This window comes from Novosphingobium piscinae (assembly GCF_014230355.1).
GTDB lineage: Bacteria > Pseudomonadota > Alphaproteobacteria > Sphingomonadales > Sphingomonadaceae > Novosphingobium > Novosphingobium piscinae.
In genome coordinates this window covers 64713-82287 of record NZ_JACLAX010000012.1, presented here as the reverse complement: position 1 = coordinate 82287, position 17575 = coordinate 64713, and the positions used below count along the sequence as shown (strand labels likewise).

The following is a 17575-nucleotide window of genomic DNA, read 5'->3' as shown; positions in this document are numbered from 1 at the left end:
CCAAAAAGGCGGGAACCCGCGCGGGCCTGGCGCATTGAAGACCTGTCACCGCCGAGACCCCCCCTCCCGTCCAAGCGGTCGGTGACATGATCCCGAAAGGCCCCCGTTCCACACGGAGCGGGGGTCTTTTTGGCATCGGCCCGCGGCGGCAGGCTCAGAGCGTCTTCTGATAGATCCGGTAGGCGCGGTTGACGTGGCTATCGATCGCGTCGGCAATCGCGACCATCCCCTGGTTATCCTCGAGGATCCAGCCGATCTCCCCGCGCGAGGCGCCATAGCGGCTGACCGCATTGCGCCGGATGAACTCGATCATCATGAAGGCCAGCTGGCTGGCCAGACGGCTCGACTGGAGGTGCTTGCGCACGCCCATCAGCGGCACGCGCATGGTCCGGACCTGCGGCTTGCGCAGCCAGGCGAGCAGCTTGATCCAGTGGAACGGGAACAGGCTGCCGCGCATCGGCGCCAGCACCTCGTTGAGATCGGGCAGGGTCATCATGAAGGCGACAGGCTCGCCGTCGTATTCGGCCACCATGATCAGGTCCTCGCGGACGATCGGCTTGAACTTCTTCCCCGCATAGGCGATCTCGCGCTCGGTGAAGGGAACGAAGCCCCAGTTGTCCGACCAGGCATCGTTGAGGATGTCGAGGATCAGCCTGGCCTCCTGGTCGAACTTCGAGCGATCGACATTGCGCACCCGGATCCGGGCATTCTTCTCGCCCGAGGCGACAATGCGCTGGATCAGCGGGGGGAACTCCTTGGTGATGTCGAGCTCGTAGGTGTAGAGCATCTTGGCGGTCTCGTAGCCGCCGACCGCCTCGATCCAGTCGCGATAGTGCTCGGGCTGGTGCCCCATCATGACGGTGGGCGGATGGTCGAAACCCTGGACCAGTTGGCCGGGTTCTTCCCAGATCGACATCGAGAGCGGCGCCAGCACACGGTCCATGCCCTTGTCGCGCAGCCATTGCTCGGCCCGCGCGATCAGCGCGGCGGCGACCGCCGCATCCGTCGCCTCGAGCATGCCCCAGTTGCCGCAGCCCGGCCCCATGCCCTGCGCCAGCGGCTGGGCAATCGCCAGGTGATCGATGTGCGCCGAGATGCGCCCCACCACGGCCCCGTCGCGCCGGGCCAGGAAATGCTGGACGTCGGCATGGTCGAAGAACGGGTTCTTGCCCGGCGTGACCAGCTCCATCGCCTCCATCCGCAGCGGCGGCACCCAGTTCGGGTCGGCGGCATGGAGCCGATAGGGCAGGTGGACAAAGGCGGTGCGATCCCCCTTGGTGGTTACGGGCGCGATCACCAGATCGGTGGGCGTGGGATCAGCTGGGGCCACGAACATGTCCTTGTTTGAAGTCAATGCGACCTGTCGGTTCAGGTCCCAGCTTGTCAAGCGTGGTAATCTGCGGCCCGCTGCTGTAGGGCGCCGGGGTCTGCGCAGCCGACCGGCGGCAGGCCCTGAACGTGCACGGCACCGTGCAGGACGGATGGAATGACGGTTTACGAGACGATCGAAGCACCCGCCCAGGCGGCCGGGATCGCCGATGACAAGGCCATGCTGCGCGCCGCGGCGGAACTGACCCGCGACATCGCCACCGCGCGTCCCGCGATCTACTGGCCGGACATGCTGCTGTCGGCTCTGGTCGGCTATGCCGGGCTGGCCGGGGCGATCCTGCTGGACCGCCCGTGGGCCGCGCTGCTCTGCGCCGCCGTGGCCGTGCTGGCGCTGTACCGCGCGCTGCTGTTCATCCACGAGCTGACCCACATCCACCGCGACGCCCTGCCCGGCTTCCGCTTCGCCTGGAACCTGCTGGTCGGCATCCCGATGCTGATCCCCTCGTTCATGTACGAGGGGGTGCACACGCTCCACCACGCCCGCACCCGCTATGGCACGGCCGAGGATCCGGAGTACCTGCCGCTGGCGCTGATGAAGCCCTGGTCGCTGCCGACCTTCCTGGTGGTGGCCGCGCTGCTGCCGATCGGACTACTGCTGCGCTCGGCCGTGCTGGTGCCGCTGGGCCTGGTGATCCCGCCGCTGCGCCGGCTGGTCTGGGGCCGCGCCTCGGCGCTGGCGATCAATCCCAGCTTTGAACGCCGCCCGCCCGAGGGGGAGTTCGCGCGGATGGTGCTCTGGCAGGAGCTGGGCGCCTCGCTCTGGGCGATCGCCCTGCTGGCCAGCCCGCTCTGGCTGGGCTGGCGCCCGCTGGCGATCGCCATCGCGGTGGTCGCGGTGACGGCCGTGTTCAACCAGCTGCGCACGCTGGTCGCCCATCTCTGGCAGAACGAGGGCGAGGCGATGACCGTCACCGCGCAGTACCTCGATTCGGTCAACGTGCCGCCGCCGGGGATCTGGGCCGAACTGTGGGCGCCGGTCGGCCTGCGCTACCACGCCACCCACCACCTGCTCCCGAGCATGCCCTATCACGCCCTGCCCGAGGCGCACCGCCGGCTGGCGGCGCATTGCGGCACCGGATCGACCTATCACCAGGCCAGCTACCCCGGGATGGCCATGCTGATCGGACGGATCGCACGCAGCACGATGCGCCGGGCCTGAGCCGGCCGGGGAACCGCCCGGCGCGGGTCGGGGTTCATTCTTCGGTGCGGATCAGCACCGTCTCGCCGATCAGGGCGAACAGCAGGAACGGCGCCCAGGCCGCGACCAGCGGCGGATAGCCGCCGAAGTTGCCGATCGCGAGCGCCGCGTTGTCGATCACGAAATAGGCGAAGCCCAGCGCCATGCCGATTACCGCGCGAACCAGCAGCTGACCCGACCGGGCGAGCCCGAAGGCGGCGATCGCCCCGAGCAGCGGCATCAGCACCGCCGCCAGTGGCCCGGACAGGCGGTGCCACCACTTGCCCTCGAGCTCGTCGGTGTGGCGGCCGGCCGCCTTCAGCGCGGTGATCGTCCGGCCGAGCGCGAAGATGTCCTGACCGTCGGGATCGAGGTTGGTCAGCGCGACCGCGCTGGGCGGAACATCGCGGGCGACGGTGAGCGCGGCAAGCGGGGTCTGGGTGGTGGTGTGGACCTCGAAGCGCACCGGCTGCTCCAGCGCCCAGCCCGCCGCGGTCCATCGCCCGCGCCGCGCGCGGACCTGTTCGGTGACCATCATCCGGTCGTCGCGGCGATACCAGGTCACGTCATCGAGCACCGTTCCCGCGCCGGACCCGCTGACCGTGCGCGCGAGCAGGATGTTGTTGCCATCGCGCAGGTATACGTTGCTGCGGACCGAGGCGCTCTGCGGGATCGGCCCGAAATCCACGGCCTGCCACGCCTTGAGGGTGGAGCTGGCGCGGGTCACCACCCGTTCGTTGAAGGCGAAGCTGATCCCGGCGATCACCGTCGCGGTCAGCAGCAAAGGGGCCAGCACCTGGTGGGCCGACAAACCGGCGGCCTTCATCGCGATCACCTCGCTGTTCTGGTTGAGCGTGGCGAGGGTCAGGATCGTGGCGAGCAGCACCGAATAGGGCAGGAACCGGGCGATGAGCTGGGGGGTGCGCAGGCTGACGTACGTCCACAGCTGGGCCTCGCCATTGCCCGGATAGGCAAGGATGTCGCCACTTTCGGAAAGGAGGTCGAGCATCTGCAACACCATCACCAGCATCAGCAGGACGCCGACGATGCGGGTCGCGAACTGCCTGGCGAGGTAAAGCGAGAGGGTTCGTGAGGGGAAGAACTCAAGCTGCATCGCGCATCCCTGACAGCTTGCGCGCAGCCGGATGGCGGCGAACGAAGCGCTTGGCCCACTTGCCCAGATTGGTGGCGAACCGCTCGAGCGCGGCGATCGGCTGGCCGCCCGGAACATAGGCGACCTTCCAGTACATCCAGCCGATGAGCAGGCTGAACAGGACGAAGGGCCCCCACAGCGCGAGCAACGGATCGACGCGGCCGAGCGCCGCGACGGACTGGCCGTACTCGTTCACCTTGTGATAGGCGACCACCATCACGATCGAGACGAACACGCCGAGCGTCGAGGTCGAGCGCTTGGGTGGCACGGCCAGGGCCACGGCGAGCAGCGGCATCATCAGCATCATCACCACTTCGACCATGCGGTAGTTGAAGCTGGCCTGGGTCGAGTTGCGCACCTGGGCGGAAACCTGGTTGCTCCAGCCGATCCGCAGCAGCTCTGGCAGAAGGTATTCGCGCTCCTTGCCGCCGCGCTTGCGGAACGCCTCGACCGCGGGCAGGTCGATCGGCAGGTCGTGCTGGGCGAAGCTCAGCACCCGCGGGCTCTCGCCCGGCTGATCCTGGATGATCTGGCCATCGGTCAGACGCAGCACCACGGTGTCGGGGTTTTCCTTGAGCGCCAGGAACCGGCCCTCGCGCGCGGAGATGGCGAGGACCTGCCCCTTGCTGTCGGCAACCCGCGCGAAGATCCCGCCCAGCTGGCGGCCCTCGTCGCGGCTGCGCTCGATCCGCAGCGCCATGCGGTCGGCCAGGGTGGTGAACTCGCCCACCTTGATCGAAGCGCCGAGCGCGCCGCTCTGCAGCTCGAAGTAAAGCTGCTCGTAGTAGTAGCGCGACAGGGGCTGGAGATAGCCGACGATCGCGAAGTTGAGCGCTGCCAGGGTGATCGCGATGGCGTAGGGCACACGCAGCAGACGGGTGTACGACAGCCCGACCGCGCGCATCACGTCGAGCTCGCTCGAGGTGGCCAGCTTGCGGAAGGCCAGCAGGGTGCCGAGCAGCAGACCGAGCGGGATGGCGAGGCTGGCATATTCCGGCATCATGTTCGCCAACATGCGGAAGACCACGCCGACCGGCCCGCCCATGCTGGCGACGAAGTCGAACAGCTTGAGCATCTTGTCGAGCATCAGCAGCGTGGCGGCGATCGCGAAGACGCCCAGCATCGGCATCACCACCAGGCGCAGGATGTAGCGGTCGATGGCGGGAAGCAACGTCAACAGCGGCTCGTCGGATCGTGGGTGGATGCGGGCAGCGCGAAGGGGGATGCCGATCGCCTGTCCCCCGCCCCGTTGCCTAGGTGATGCCCGCGCGCGAGGCAAGCTGCGCCGGTGCCGTGCCGCGATCTCCCGGGCCGCGCGATACACTCTGGCCAAGTTGGGCGGGGCATGCCACCTTTCGCCTCGGGACCGCCGCAAACCCACAGAACCGGCCCGCAAAGGACCGGGAGAGGACAGACCATGCTGGAACCCGAGCGCCTGATCGCGCACCACACCTCCGCGCGCCTTGCCTGGCTGCGCGCGGCCGCCCTGCGGAGCCTGGGCGGCACCATCGCGAGCGCGGCCCTGCTGATCGCCGTGGCCGCCGCCGCCATGACCGAGGGAGAGGTTCTGCGCGCCGGTCTCGCCGGGCTGATCGCTGGCGCCCTGGCGCTCGCCATGACCGAATATGCCGGCCTTGCCGCCTCGGGCCAGACGGCGGGTCCGGCGGAGGCGCCCGACGCCGCCGGGCTGGTGGTGCATCGCCGCGCCGGTCCGCGCGATGACCTGGTCGCCGCCGCGGCGGGCGGCCTCGGCGACTATCGCGCCGCGACGCCGCTGCAGGTCGCCGCGACCTCGGCCGGGACCTTCGCCTGCGGGGCCCTGCTGCCGCTCGCCGCCGCCTCGGCCTTCCATCTGGGCGCCATGCCGCTGGGGATCGCGCTGGTCTCGCTGGCCGCGGTGGCCGCCCTGGCGGCCTGCGGCGCGCCGGCTGGCGCGGGCCGCCCCGGCGCCTTCGCCCTGCGCACAACGACCTGGGCCGCGGCGGGCTTCGCCGGTGCCTTCGCCGCCGGACGGATCGTGGGGACCATGCTGGTCTGATCGGGGCTCAGGAGCCCCGGGAGCGCAGGCTCAGGCCTTCTCGAGCGTGCACTGCAGCGGGTGCTGGTTCTTCCGGGCGAAGTCCATCACCTGGTTCACCTTGGTCTCGGCGATTTCGTAGGGGAACACGCCGCAGACCCCGACGCCCTTCTGATGAACGTGGAGCATGACCCGGGTGGCCTGCTCGAGATCCATGTGGAAGAAACGCTTGAGCACCAGCACGACGAATTCCATCGGGGTGTAATCGTCGTTGAGCATCAGCACCCGGAACTGGCTGGGCTTCTTCGGCTTGGCGCGGGTCCTCGTGGCGATGCCGATCTCCGTGCCGGCACCACCGTTGCCGCCGTCGGCCTGGTCATCCTCATCGCCCGGCCCGGCGAACGGCACGGCGCCGCGCACCAGGCGAACGGGCGCGGTGATGGGGCCAGCGGTCAGGGTGGCGGGGAAACTCATACCGGCAGGAATATCGTATCTCCCGGCGGCCATACAAGACGCTGGCCGACGTTTTTGATGGTAAACGGGCCGGACAGCGCGATGGCTGTCCGGCCCGTCTGAGCGGCGAGGCCGAGCGGTGGGAGAGGAGAGGTCCGCCCGGCCCGCGCTGCGGTCCACCCGCGGCCGGACCGACGGACTGGGTCAGGCGACCTTGGACACCTTCTCGACCGCGATGGTCACGCGGCTCGACAGCGGCGCGATCGAATCGTTGGCGAGCTTCAGCATCGCTTCGGTGCTCTTCGAGGTCTGCGCCACGGCCGTATCGAAGTGCTTGCGCAGCAGGGCGGTCTGCAGCTGGAAGAACTCGGTCGGCGACTTGGCCGAAGCGAGAGTCTTGATCTCGGCCGTCATGGTCTCAAACGCCGCGCGCGAGTCGGTCAGGGCCGAGGTGCCCAGCTCCTGCAGACCGCTGGCGAGGATCTTGCCCGATTCGACGACCGCCTCAACGTTGCCCTTGGCGAAGTCGTTGGCTTCGGTCAGCGTGACGGTGCTCTTCTCGTAGGCGGTCTTGGCCTTTTCCTGCAGGTCGGCGAAGACGGTCTTGAACGGGGCGACGAAATCGAATGCTTGGGTGGCCATGGTCTGGTCCTTCAGTTTCGGCAGCGGTCGCGAAACGGGAGCTGCCTTGGCGGGGGTTGGGGTTTTGACGGTAACGGGCTTGGTGATCGGCTTCGGCGCGGCGACACGTGCCACGGCCACCGGCTTGCGCGGCCGCTTGGCGGTCGGCGCCTTGGCGACAGGGGCCTTCACGACAGGGGCCGGCACGACCGGCGCCTTGACGACGGGAGCCTTGACGACGGGAGCCTTGACCACGGGAGCCTTGGGCACCGCGATGGCCGCAGGCTTGATCTTGGCCGGCTTGGCCTTGGCTGCCTTGGTCTTCACCACCTTCGGCTGGGCCGCCGTGGCAGGGGCCGGGGCCTTGACCTCGGCGGCGACGGCCGGCTTGGCGGCAGCCACCGGCGCTGCGGGCTTGGCCGCGGCGGGCGCTTCGATGGCGGGCGTGGCGACGGCGGCGGGAGCCTTCGGCGCCGCCTCGGTCACCACGGGAGCCTGGCCCGAGGGCGCGGCGGGCGTGGCGGGAAGCGGAGTGTCGGTCTCGGCAGCCATGATCGTGCAATCCTTGTGCGCTCGGGACCCGTGAGAATCCCTATTGCTGCAGTGCACAATATGGGATCGCGCCAGACCCTGTCAAGAATTTTTGTGCAGTGCAACAAACTGTCACGAGCGGCGGCGCGTTCCGGCGCCGGGACGGTCAGGGCTGCAAAACATAGCGCCCTGGCGCATCCTCGATCACGCGATCACCGCGTCCACCGGGGACGCGCTTGCCCGTAGCCGGGACCTCCTGCGGGGTCAGCCCGCGCAGCCAGGCGATCCAGTGCGGCCACCACGATCCGGGATGTTCGGTCGCTCCGGCCAGGAACTGATCGTAGGAATCGCGCGCGTCCGGATTGGTCCAGTACTGGTACTTGCGCGCCGCGGGCGGGTTGACCACCCCGGCAATGTGCCCCGAGCCGGCAAGCAGGAAGGTCCAGGGCCCGGCGAGGTGCCGGGTCAGCCGCCAGACGCTCTGCGGCGGGGCGATGTGGTCCTCGCGCCCGGCCTGAATGTAGCACGGTGTGGTGATGCGACGCAGGTCGATCGGAGTGCCGTCGGCCGCCAGCCGGTCGGGCTCGACCAGGAGGTTGTCGCGGTACAGGTCGCGCAGGTAGTCGAGATGCCAGGCCGCCGGGAGGTTGGTCGAATCGCTGTTCCAGTGGAGCAGGTCGAAGGCGCGGTAGTCCTCACCCAACAGGTAGTTGTTGACGACGTAGTTCCAGATCAGGTCCTGCCCGCGCAGCAGGTTGAAGGTCGAGGCGAGATAGCGCCCGTCGACCACCCCGTCGCGCGCGAGGCCCTCGATCAGGGCCAGCTGGGTATCGTCGACGAAGTGGCGCAGCTCGCCGGCCAGCTCGAAATCGACCTGGGCGGTGAAGAACGTCGCGCTCGCCACCCGGTCGGCCTCGCCGCGCCGGGCGAGCACCGCCAGCGTTGCGGCCAGCGTGGTGCCGGCCACGCAGTAGCCGATGGTGTGCACGGCCGGCACCTTGAAGCGGGCGCGGGCCACCTCGATCGCCTCGATCTGGGCGCGGACATAATCGTCCCAGGTGGTCGCGGCGAGGCTGGCGTCGGCCGACTTCCATGACACCATCAGCACGGTCAGCCCCTGCTCGACCGCCCAGCGCACGAAGCTTTTCTGGGGGGTCAGGTCGAGGATGTAGAAGCGGTTGATCCACGGCGGGAAGATCACCAGCGGCGCGGCCAGCACCTGCGGCGTGGCCGGGCTGTACTGGATCAGCTGGAACAGCGGGGTTTCGTGGATCACCTTGCCGGGGGTCGTGGCCAGATCTTGGCCGACCGTGAAGGCGCCGGGCGCCGACTGGGTCAGCTGGCCGCGGGTGACATCGGCCAGCAGGTGCTGCAACCCGTGGAACAGGCTTTCCCCGCGGGTTTCGACGAAACGCTCGAGCACCACCGGGTTGGTCGTCGGGAAGTTGGCCGGGCTCAGCGCGTCGAGCAGGGTGCGGACCGTGAAGTGCAGCTGCTGGCGCCGCGCCGGATCGAGCCCCTCGGCCTGGTCGACCAGCGCGGCGAGCTGTTCGGCCAGCAGTAGGTAGGATTGGTGGATCAGCGCGAAGACCGGCTGCTCGCGCCAGCGCGGGTCGGCGAAGCGGCGATCCTTGCGCGGCAGGTCGGGCACGTCGCGCCCGGCGCCTGGGCCGATCCCATACTGGCCGAGGATGCTGTCCCACAGCTGCAGGCTGTCGGCCAGCAGCCGTTCGCGGGTCGCCTCGTCGGGCAGGGGCAGGCTGCGATACCAGCTGTCGACCAGTCCGCGCCACAGTGCGGGATCGGCCAGCGGGGCGGCGGCCCCGGCCGCTGCGGGGGATGGCGGCTCGGCCGGGACCGGCGGCTGCCACACCGCTGCCATCTGGCTGGCCATGGCGGTCCAGGCTGCGGGCAGGCTGCCGTCGCCGGCGAGCGCCGCCGGGGTCAGGCTGGCCATTCCGGCCAGCATCGCCTCGGCCGTCTCGGTCTGGAGCTTGACCATCGCCTCGATCATTGCCCCAGCTGCCGCGACCGTCTCGTCGCCGCCCTGCAGGCCCTTCGTGCCGGAACCCTTGCTCATGCCCTACCCTGTTGTCTTGCGCTGGTCTGCTGTGCCGCTTGTGCCCGCAATCGCCGCGCTTGTCAGCGGGCACCATGCCCGGCCGGACGAATTTCGCGGCGGCGCGCATTTGCGCCATGCGGCGGAAATGCCTACAGCACATGGCGCGGCACCATCGCCGCAGCTCTCATTTCCGGAATTGCCAAGGTCATGGACGACGAGTTCTACCGCATCAAGCGCCTGCCGCCCTACGTCATCGCCGAAGTGAACGCGATGCGGGCCGCAGCCCGCGCCGCGGGACGGGACATCATCGACCTCGGCATGGGCAATCCCGACCTGCCGCCCCCGCAGCACGTGATCGACAAGCTGTGCGAGGTGGCGCAGAAGCCCTCGGCGCACGGCTATTCGGCCTCGGCCGGCATCCCCGGGGTGCGCAAGGCCCAGGCCAACTACTATGGCCGCCGCTTCGGGGTCGAGCTCGATCCCGAGACCGAGGTGGTGATGACCATGGGCTCGAAGGAGGGCCTCGCCAGCCTCGCCACGGCGATCACCGGTCCGGGTGACGTGGTGCTGGCCCCCAACCCGAGCTACCCGATCCACACCTTCGGCTTCATCATCGCCGGGGCCACGATCCGGTCGGTGCCGACCACCCCCGACGAGCGTTACTGGCAGTCGCTCGAACGCGCGATGGCCTTCACCGTGCCGCGGCCATCGATCCTGATCGTCAACTATCCGTCGAACCCGACCGCCGAGACGGTGGACCTGGCCTTTTACGAACGGCTGGTCGCCTGGGCGAAGGAGAACAAGGTCTGGATCCTGTCCGACCTCGCCTATTCCGAGCTCTACTACGATGGCCAGCCGACCCCCTCGATCCTGCAGGTGCCGGGGGCCAAGGACGTCGCGGTGGAGTTCACCTCGATGTCGAAGACTTTCTCGATGGCGGGGTGGCGCGTGGGCTTCGCGGTGGGCAACACCCGGCTCATCGCCGCGCTCAAGCGGGTCAAGTCTTACCTCGACTATGGTGCCTTCACCCCGATCCAGGCGGCGGCCTGCGCCGCGCTCAACGGACCGCAGGACATCGTCGAAGCCAACCGCCAGCTCTACCAGAAGCGCCGCGACGTGATGGTCGAGGCCTTCGGCAGGGCCGGCTGGGAGATCCCCACCCCCAAGGCCTCGATGTTCGCCTGGGCGCCGCTGCCGCCGGCCCTGCGCGACATGGGCAGCCTGGAATTCTCCAAGCAGTTGCTCACCCATGCGGAGGTCGCGGTGGCCCCGGGCGTCGGCTATGGCGAGGACGGCGAGGGCTTCGTCCGCATCGCCATGGTCGAGAACGAGCAGCGGCTGCGTCAGGCCGCGCGCAACATCAAGCGCTACCTCGCCAGCATGGGGATCAACTCGAGCGCGGCCTGACGCATCGGCCGGGCCGGGCGGCGGGCAGCAATAATCGGATTGCATTGCCCGGGCCCGGCCGCTAGACGCCCGGGACCACGCGACCCTGCGATCTGGCCCGATGGCGGAGTGGTTACGCACCGGACTGCAAATCCGTTTACGCCGGTTCGATTCCGGCTCGGGCCTCCATCCCTCACCGATCGTCTCCCGGCCCTGCTCTCGCGGGCGGACCCGCCGGTGCGCGCCGGCGGGTCGGGTGCGCGTGATCAGCGCGGCATTCCGCTCAGCCCGCTGGCCTCGCGCAGCTTCGCGGCATCGAGGCGGTAGCCGTCGAGAAACACCGTATGGACGCGGCGCAGGTTGGTGATGTCCTTGGAGACATCGCCTTCCACCAGGATCACGTCGGCGATCTTGCCCGGCGTGATCGAGCCGGTGCGGTCAGCCATGCCGGTCAGCCGCGCCGGGATGATCGTGGCGGTCTGCAGCGCCGCGGCGTTGCTCAGCCCGGCCTCCTGGTAGAGCTCGAGCTCGCGTACCAGCTCGAGCCCATAGCCGTCAGTGCCGGCGACGATGCGCACCCCGGCCTTGTGCAGCCGCCCGACCACCGCGACCATCTTGGCGAAGCTCTTGCGGAAGTCGTCGCGGGTCAGGCCATCGAACAGCGGGTAGCCGGCGATGCGCCAGCCACGCGCGACGGTGGGCGGGGCCACCTCGGCGAAAGGGGCATATTCGGGCGGCAGCGCAGTGCCGTCCGAGGTCATCAGGGGCTCCCACACGGTCAGGGTGGGATCGATCACCGTGCCGCGCTTGGCCAGCTCGGCGTAGAACGCCTGCATCGCCGGCGAGTCGAGATCGACGTCCTTGCCGTATTTGGCCGGCCCCTCCAGCCGCGCCGCAGTGTTGGCCTTGTCGACCACGGCCTGCGGCATGGCCTGCATCATGATGAAGTTGATGTGGGTGATCTCGTCATAGCCGGCCCGCACCGCCTCGAGCGGGCGCATCCCGGCCGGGACGTGGCCGTGAACATGCAGCCCGAGCCGGTGCGCCTCGGCCGCCGCCGGCGCGATCCAGGCAGGATTCATCGACGTGTAGAACTTCACCCCCCACATCTCGGCATCCTTGATCTTGCGCACCGCCGCAATCGCCTCGGCTGCCGAGGACACGGTCAGCGAACCCTGCGCGGCGAGCGGATCCTTGCGGTCGATGATGATCGACACCTTGCCGTCCGGCGCGACCAGCTCGCCCTTGGCGCGGCGCGCGAACAGGTTCTGGGCCTCGTCGATCTGCGAACCTGGGCTGCGGAAGTTGGTCATGCCGGTGGCGACGTTCTGCAGCAGGTTCCAGTCGTCCCCGCCGACATGGCGATGGGAATCCCAGAGCCCGGGGGACAGCGTCTTGCCACGCCCGTCGATTACGGTGGCCCCGGCGGGCGCCGTGAGCGACCCGCCCGCGCCGACGGCGGCGATCTTGCCATCCGCAATCAGCACGGCGCGATCGGGCAGGTAGCGGCCGGCCAGCGAATCGAACAGGAGCACGTGATCGACCAGCGTCGCGCTGCGGTTGGCCGGGGTCAGGAAGCCCTTGGCGACATCGCGCACCATCGCGGCCGTCGCCTCTTCCTGGATATCCTTCAGCTTCGGCCCCAGCGCTTCCTGGCCTTCGGGCAGCATCGACATGCCTCCGGCCCAGCCGAAGAAGCGGTCCTGCCCATCAAGCCAGACCGGCGTGGGCGCAAAGCCGAAGCCGCGGATAAACGCCAGCTTGAGCGTCAGCGGCCCGCCTGCCGCCGGGACGGTCACCGTGCGCGCCACGGTCAGCACGGCATGACCGCTCGGCAGCATGTCGATGCCCTTGTCACCCGCCGCGACCAGGGCGTTGACCTCGGCCTCGTTGGCCAGCCAGGGCCCGCCGTAAGTCGAATAGCGCCGCGTCCCCAGCGGCGCGCTGCCGGAATCGACCGCCGTCTTCCAGTGGGCCACCCCGGCCGCATCGACATGGAAGTCTTCGGTGGCATCGCCACTGTCGGTGAAGCCGCGGATCGAGATCTGCGCCGGGGTGCCATCGGCGCGCAGGGTGACGATCTGGTCAGTTTCGGTGATCCAGCCGCGCAGCGACATCGACATGCGGTAGGCGAGGCGGCCGTCCGGGAGGGTCCACGACGAGATCACGCCATGCTGGCCCGCGGTGGAGCTGATCGTATAGCGTCGCGCGCCAGGGGGGGCGACGAGCAGCTGTTCCTTGCTGGTGGCGACGGGGCGCGGCGCCGCCGCCTCGTGCGCCCATACCGCGGGCGGGGTGACCAAGGCAGCGGCGGCAAGCAGGACGGCAACAAAGGACTTGGGCATCAACGATCCTCTCCAGGGCAGAACCCACCAGCCGGCTGGCCGGGCCCCGGCGCCCGGCGCGGATCCGGCAAGCAGCGGGACAGCGGCCGACCATTGTGCCGTGATCGGCGCCGCAGGCAAGCCCCCGGCGCGCCCTTCAGCCGCGGTGCCCGATTGGCACTCACTCCGCGAGAGTGCCAAATAATCCATGTATCTGAAACACTTAAATCTTCAGACTCTTGACAGTTCTAGGATCTGGAAGAACATTTCCAGGCTATAACCATGATGCGGGAGCAGGCTGCACGATCGCCAGGCAAGGAGATCAACGGTGACTCACGGATACCACGACGGACCCCAAGACCCCACGGGCGCGCGGCCTTCCCCGGGCCGCGAGGAGTTCAGACTGCAACTGCAGGGCTACGGGCTCTCGACCGCCGAGATCAGCTACTACATGCCTGACTACCCCTCGCTGCTGCAGGTTTTCATATGGCAATTCTACGACGAGGCGCCGCACTTCCCCGAACTGCGCAAGTTCCTCGACCATTGGCGGCGCGAGGTCGAGGCGGTGCTGCATTCGGTGCGGCTGGCCCATGCCCGCCTGCTGGGTCCGCGCGAATGGCGTTCGGTGAACGGGATCATCACGATCCAGTGAGCCGCTTCAGCCAGGCTCCACCTCGCGGGCGAGGTTGAGCCGTCCCGCGCTGCGGCGGGCAGGATGCCGTGCCCCGGCATCGTGGGCCGCTCGACGGCATGCCCGGCCACCGGCGCAATCGGACCAGGGGGCGGCCGGTCGTCCCCCAAGTCGAGCGACCGGGTGGGCGTGGTCGTGGACAGCCGGTCCGCATTCCTTGCCGGTTGTATCGGGATCTGGAATGCGTAGGCGCCGTGAGTCCTGACCAGCCCCCCGCCGCCGCCCGGCTGAGCCAGGCTCTGGCCCGTTGCCCACTGGTGGCGATCCTGCGCGGGGTCCGCCCCGACGAGGGCGCGAGCCCGGCCGTTCTGAAAGCGCAGCGCGCGGTGCTGCCGCGCGCCGTGCCGGTGCTGGCCGTGGGCGGGGTCGATGCCGGAAACCTCGCCAGCTGGTTCGCCGCCGGGGCGGACGGCGCCGGGATGGCCTCGTCGCTCTACCAGCCCGCCTTCACCCCGGCCGAGACCGGCCGGCGGGCGGCGGCGCTGGTCGATGCGGCGGCTGCGGCGCGCGCGGGGTGAATGATTGCAAACGATTGGTAGCATGGTACAAGCCGGCGCCCGCGACCAGCCGGGCCAGCGGCACGGCCGGACAGAATGCCTGAGGAAAGGACTGCCATGACCACCCCCCTGATCGGCGCGATCGAAGCTGGCGGCACGAAGTTCGTGATCGCGGTCGCCCGCGCCGATGGCACCATCCTCGCGCAGCGCCGGGTCGATACCGAGGCGCCGAGCGTGACCATGCCGCAGGTGCTCGATTTCTTCCGGGCGGCGGCGGCCGAGCATGGCCCGCTGGGCGGGATCGGCGTGGGCAGCTTCGGCCCGGTCGATATCGATCCGGCATCCCCCACCTATGGCGCGATCACCCGCACCCCCAAGCCCGGCTGGGCCGGATCGAGCTATCTCGAGTGGCTGGCGCCGCTGGGCGTGCCGGTGGTGGTCGACACCGACGTCAACGCCGCCGCGCTGGGCGAATGGCAGGCCGGTGCGGGACAGGGCACGACCACCCTGGCCTATACCACGGTGGGAACGGGAATCGGCACCGGCGTGGTGCGGCAGGGTCGCCCCTGCGGCGGCTTCACCCATTACGAAACCGGCCACATCCTGCCACGCCGCGATCCCGCGCGCGATCCCTTCGCCGGCTCCTGCCCCTATCACGGCGATTGCCTCGAGGGCCTGGCCAGCGGACCGGCGATCATCGCCCGCTACGGACTCAGCCTCGACCGCATGGCCGATACGACCGAGGCGGTCGCGCTGATCGCCGACTACCTGTCCGACCTCGCGGTCACGCTGATGCTGGTTCACGCGCCGGACCGGCTGATCTTCGGCGGCGGGGTGATGAAGGCCCCCGGTTTGATCGACAGCCTGCGCGGCCGGACCGAGACCAAGCTGGCCGGCTATGTCGGTCATGCCCGGCTCGACCCCGGGCTGGCCAGCTACATCGTCGGTCCCGGGCTGGGCGATCTGGCCGGGATCACCGGCGCGATCGCGCTGGGCCGCAGCGCCATGGCCGGCGCCAATGTCTGATCCAACCGGCCCGGCCGGCAGGGCGCAGCCATGAGCGAGGGGCAGGAACACAAGCCCCGGCGGCTTCGCAACATCGCCGAGCTGGCCAAGCTGGCCGGTGTCTCGCCCGGCACGGTCTCGCGCGCACTGGCCGACAAGGATCTGGTCAATCGCGAGACGCGCGAGCGGATCCAGGCGCTGGCCCGCGAGCACGGCTTCCGCCCCAACCAGATGGCCAGCCGTCTGCGCACCGGGCAGACCGGGGTGGTGGGCGTGGTGATCCCGCTTGGCCACGAGCAGAAGCAGCACATCTCCGACCCCTTCTTCATGACCCTGCTGGGCTATCTCGCCGATGCCCTGATCGAGCGCGGCTATGACCTGATGCTCAGCCGCGCCCTGCCCGGCGACAGCGCTGAATGGCTCGAACGGGTCGTGGATTCGGGAATGCTCGACGGGGTTCTGCTGATCGGCCAGTCCGACCAGTTCGCCACGATCGAGAGCGTCGCCGCGCGCTACCGCCCGCTGGTGGTCTGGGGCACGCACCGCGAGGGCCAGCGCCACTGCGTGGTCGGGACCGACAGCGATGCGGGCGGCCGGCTCGCGGCCCAGCACCTGATCGCGCGCGGCTGCCGGCGGATCGCCTTCTTCGGCGATACCCGCGGGCTCGAGATCGAGCGGCGCCTCGCCGGTGCCCGCGCTGCGGCGGCTGAATCGGGGACAGGCACGCGGATCGACGATTTCCCCACCCACCTGTCGGCCGAGGAAATGGGCAGCCAGATCGCCGCGGACCTCGACCGGATGGACCCGGCGACCGACGCGATCTTCGCTGCCTCGGACCTGATCGCGATGGCCACGCTGCGGCTGCTGCACGAGCGCGGACGGCGGGTACCCGAGGACATCGCGCTGGTCGGGTTCGACGGCCTGCCGCTAAGCGAGCAGACCGTTCCGCAGCTGACCACGATCCACCAGGATATCGCCGGCGGCGCCCAGGCCATGGTCGCGGCCCTGCTGGCCCGGATCGGCGGGAGCGACAGTCCCTCGACCGTGCTCGCCCCGCAGCTGATCGTGCGCGAGACCGCCTGAGCCGGGCGCCCCGCGCGGGGCGCCCGGGCGTGGTCAGCCAAGGGTCACGCGGTCCCCAGCGAAGGCCAGGCGGAACACCGGGGCCGCAGTGCCGCCGAACCGGCTGCGCACCAGCGCGGGATGATCGGCCAGGCTGCGCCCTTCCAGCCCCCAGTAGTCGACGAAGCTCCACACCTCGTCCTCACCGGTCATCACCCACGAATAGGACTGCTGCGGCTCTTGCGCAGAGTTGGCAGCGACCAGACCCGACCCGTTGATCGGCCGCCACGGGCCGCGCAGGCTGTTGGCCACCATGCCGTAGATGCCGTTAGGTCCGGCCGGGGCGCCCGGCGCGAAGGTATGCCGCTGGGTCGACCAGAACAGGTAGTAGGCCCCCGCTCGCCAGTGCACCTGGGCCCGCTCGAGCTCGTTGTTGACGCCGATCGCGTCGACCAGCGGGGTGTCCAGCTGCCACCCGGCAGCGGTGCGCGTGGCCAGCCCGACCATCCCGTTGTGCGCGCCGTCGGTCCAACCCGCGCTGGCGGTGAAGATCAGGTGCTCAGTGCCGGTCACCGGATCGCGGAAGTAGAACGGATCGCGGAACGCCTTGAGCGTGCCCGGGGCAAGCTCGACCTGGTCATTGGCGACCTGATAGATCCGGCCATCGGCGACGACCAGCTCCGCCGGGACGGTCCAGTCGCTGATGCCGCTGTCAGCCAATGTGCCGTGGACCGCGAACAGCCGCTGCTCGAAGGTCAGCGCGGCTTCGCCCGGCCGCCCCGCGACGGTGTAGTACAGCGTGACGCGGCCGGCCTCGTCGAGCACGGCCGATCCGGCCCATTCACGCGAACCCGGGGTGAGGCCGTCGGGCAAGGCATTGCCATGATCGCGCCAGCCATCGGCGCCGCGCGACAGCAGCCGGATGCGCGCATGGGCGTGGCGCTGCACCGGATCGGGGAACTGCGGCGCGCTGAGGAAGAACCACCAGCGGCGGTCGTGCACGATCGCCGTGCGGCCATCGGGATGGGTCAGCGGCCAGCAGTCCCACAGGTCAAGCCCGGGCACGAGCGGATGCACGTCGCCGGCTCCGATGGTCGGGATGCGGGCACCCTCGTCACCGAAGGCGACGGGGCGCCATGTGCCGGTCGATCCAGGCCGGTCAGACATGGCGGGGGTCTCTTCTGCAAGCGGGAGGGCGGGAGTCGGG

Annotated in this window: 15 protein-coding genes and 1 tRNA gene; 8 read left to right on the top strand and 8 right to left on the bottom strand. The window is 69.6% G+C overall.

From position 1 onward, the window contains the following. Positions 1 to 154: 154 nt before the first annotated feature. Positions 155 to 1336: an N-acetyltransferase gene (locus H7F53_RS12530; RefSeq protein WP_185679832.1), complete on the bottom strand. Its 1182-nt coding sequence runs from the start codon at positions 1334 to 1336 to the stop codon at positions 155 to 157. Between the two features lie 150 nt (positions 1337 to 1486). Between H7F53_RS12530 and H7F53_RS12525 the strand changes: the two genes are divergently transcribed. Then, a complete protein-coding gene (locus H7F53_RS12525; protein WP_185679831.1) occupies positions 1487 to 2548 on the top strand; it encodes a fatty acid desaturase family protein in 1062 nt (353 codons plus the stop codon). Between the two features lie 34 nt (positions 2549 to 2582). Here the strand turns inward: H7F53_RS12525 and lptG are convergent, their stop codons facing one another. Next, the gene (lptG, locus tag H7F53_RS12520) at positions 2583 to 3680 is read right to left on the bottom strand and encodes an LPS export ABC transporter permease LptG (RefSeq protein ID WP_185679830.1); all 1098 of its coding nucleotides are present in this window, start codon (positions 3678 to 3680) and stop codon (positions 2583 to 2585) included. After that, positions 3670 to 4896 (bottom strand): LptF/LptG family permease, encoded by a 1227-nt coding sequence (locus H7F53_RS12515; protein ID WP_246438878.1) that lies wholly within the window; start codon positions 4894 to 4896, stop codon positions 3670 to 3672. Before H7F53_RS12515 ends, lptG begins: the two co-directional genes overlap by 11 nt. Before the next feature lie 240 nt (positions 4897 to 5136). Between H7F53_RS12515 and H7F53_RS17720 the strand changes: the two genes are divergently transcribed. Then, positions 5137 to 5757 (top strand): hypothetical protein, encoded by a 621-nt coding sequence (locus H7F53_RS17720; protein WP_246438877.1) that lies wholly within the window; start codon positions 5137 to 5139, stop codon positions 5755 to 5757. A 30-nt stretch (positions 5758 to 5787) separates the two neighbouring features. On the opposite strand, the gene clpS is transcribed toward H7F53_RS17720, so the two are convergent. From clpS to H7F53_RS12495, 3 genes are all read right to left on the bottom strand, one after another. Continuing rightward, on the bottom strand, positions 5788 to 6210 hold the full coding sequence (gene clpS, locus H7F53_RS12505; protein ID WP_246438876.1) for an ATP-dependent Clp protease adapter ClpS: 423 nt from the start codon (positions 6208 to 6210) through the stop codon (positions 5788 to 5790). 183 nt (positions 6211 to 6393) lie between these two features. After that, positions 6394 to 7362 (bottom strand): phasin family protein, encoded by a 969-nt coding sequence (locus tag H7F53_RS12500; RefSeq protein WP_185679827.1) that lies wholly within the window; start codon positions 7360 to 7362, stop codon positions 6394 to 6396. A gap of 145 nt (positions 7363 to 7507) precedes the next feature. Then, complete coding sequence (locus H7F53_RS12495) at positions 7508 to 9343, bottom strand: PHA/PHB synthase family protein (protein ID WP_425498160.1); 1836 nt, start codon at positions 9341 to 9343, stop codon at positions 7508 to 7510. Between the two features lie 267 nt (positions 9344 to 9610). On the opposite strand from H7F53_RS12495, the gene H7F53_RS12490 reads away from it, so the two are divergent. Together H7F53_RS12490 and H7F53_RS12485 are read left to right on the top strand one after the other, a co-directional pair. Beyond that, entirely contained in the window at positions 9611 to 10810 is a 1200-nt protein-coding gene (locus tag H7F53_RS12490) for an LL-diaminopimelate aminotransferase (protein ID WP_185679826.1), read from the top strand. 94 nt (positions 10811 to 10904) lie between these two features. Next, positions 10905 to 10978: transfer RNA gene (locus tag H7F53_RS12485), tRNA-Cys, on the top strand. A 77-nt stretch (positions 10979 to 11055) separates the two neighbouring features. Here H7F53_RS12485 and H7F53_RS12480 read toward each other — a convergent pair. Next, positions 11056 to 13134 (bottom strand): amidohydrolase family protein, encoded by a 2079-nt coding sequence (locus tag H7F53_RS12480; RefSeq protein WP_185679825.1) that lies wholly within the window; start codon positions 13132 to 13134, stop codon positions 11056 to 11058. Positions 13135 to 13516: 382 nt separating this feature from the next. Here H7F53_RS12480 and H7F53_RS12475 point away from each other — a divergent pair, with 382 nt between their 5' ends. From H7F53_RS12475 to H7F53_RS12460, 4 genes are all read left to right on the top strand, one after another. Beyond that, positions 13517 to 13765 (top strand): usg protein, encoded by a 249-nt coding sequence (locus tag H7F53_RS12475; protein ID WP_246438880.1) that lies wholly within the window; start codon positions 13517 to 13519, stop codon positions 13763 to 13765. Positions 13766 to 13998: 233 nt separating this feature from the next. Next, on the top strand, positions 13999 to 14322 hold the full coding sequence (locus H7F53_RS12470; protein WP_185679824.1) for a beta/alpha barrel domain-containing protein: 324 nt from the start codon (positions 13999 to 14001) through the stop codon (positions 14320 to 14322). Positions 14323 to 14418: 96 nt separating this feature from the next. Further along, a complete protein-coding gene (locus tag H7F53_RS12465; RefSeq protein WP_185679823.1) occupies positions 14419 to 15327 on the top strand; it encodes an ROK family protein in 909 nt (302 codons plus the stop codon). A gap of 30 nt (positions 15328 to 15357) precedes the next feature. Continuing rightward, on the top strand, positions 15358 to 16389 hold the full coding sequence (locus tag H7F53_RS12460) for a LacI family DNA-binding transcriptional regulator (protein ID WP_185679822.1): 1032 nt from the start codon (positions 15358 to 15360) through the stop codon (positions 16387 to 16389). A 33-nt stretch (positions 16390 to 16422) separates the two neighbouring features. Here the strand turns inward: H7F53_RS12460 and H7F53_RS12455 are convergent, their stop codons facing one another. Further along, positions 16423 to 17535: a glycoside hydrolase family 68 protein gene (locus H7F53_RS12455; protein WP_185679821.1), complete on the bottom strand. Its 1113-nt coding sequence runs from the start codon at positions 17533 to 17535 to the stop codon at positions 16423 to 16425. Between the last annotated feature and the right edge of the window lie 40 nt (positions 17536 to 17575).

Excerpts from the sequence above, each read along its gene's own strand:
- H7F53_RS12530 (WP_185679832.1), bottom strand. The coding sequence starts at position 1,336 with ATGTTCGTGGCCCCAGCTGATCCCACGCCCACCGATCTGGTGATCGCG.
- H7F53_RS12525 (WP_185679831.1), top strand. The coding sequence starts at position 1,487 with ATGACGGTTTACGAGACGATCGAAGCACCCGCCCAGGCGGCCGGGATC.
- lptG (WP_185679830.1), bottom strand. The coding sequence starts at position 3,680 with ATGCAGCTTGAGTTCTTCCCCTCACGAACCCTCTCGCTTTACCTCGCC.
- H7F53_RS17720 (WP_246438877.1), top strand. The coding sequence starts at position 5,137 with ATGCTGGAACCCGAGCGCCTGATCGCGCACCACACCTCCGCGCGCCTT.
- clpS (WP_246438876.1), bottom strand. The coding sequence starts at position 6,210 with ATGAGTTTCCCCGCCACCCTGACCGCTGGCCCCATCACCGCGCCCGTT.
- H7F53_RS12500 (WP_185679827.1), bottom strand. The coding sequence starts at position 7,362 with ATGGCTGCCGAGACCGACACTCCGCTTCCCGCCACGCCCGCCGCGCCC.
- H7F53_RS12495 (WP_425498160.1), bottom strand. The coding sequence starts at position 9,343 with ATGGTCAAGCTCCAGACCGAGACGGCCGAGGCGATGCTGGCCGGAATG.
- H7F53_RS12490 (WP_185679826.1), top strand. The coding sequence starts at position 9,611 with ATGGACGACGAGTTCTACCGCATCAAGCGCCTGCCGCCCTACGTCATC.
- H7F53_RS12480 (WP_185679825.1), bottom strand. The coding sequence starts at position 13,134 with ATGCCCAAGTCCTTTGTTGCCGTCCTGCTTGCCGCCGCTGCCTTGGTC.
- H7F53_RS12465 (WP_185679823.1), top strand. The coding sequence starts at position 14,419 with ATGACCACCCCCCTGATCGGCGCGATCGAAGCTGGCGGCACGAAGTTC.
- H7F53_RS12460 (WP_185679822.1), top strand. The coding sequence starts at position 15,358 with ATGAGCGAGGGGCAGGAACACAAGCCCCGGCGGCTTCGCAACATCGCC.
- H7F53_RS12455 (WP_185679821.1), bottom strand. The coding sequence starts at position 17,535 with ATGTCTGACCGGCCTGGATCGACCGGCACATGGCGCCCCGTCGCCTTC.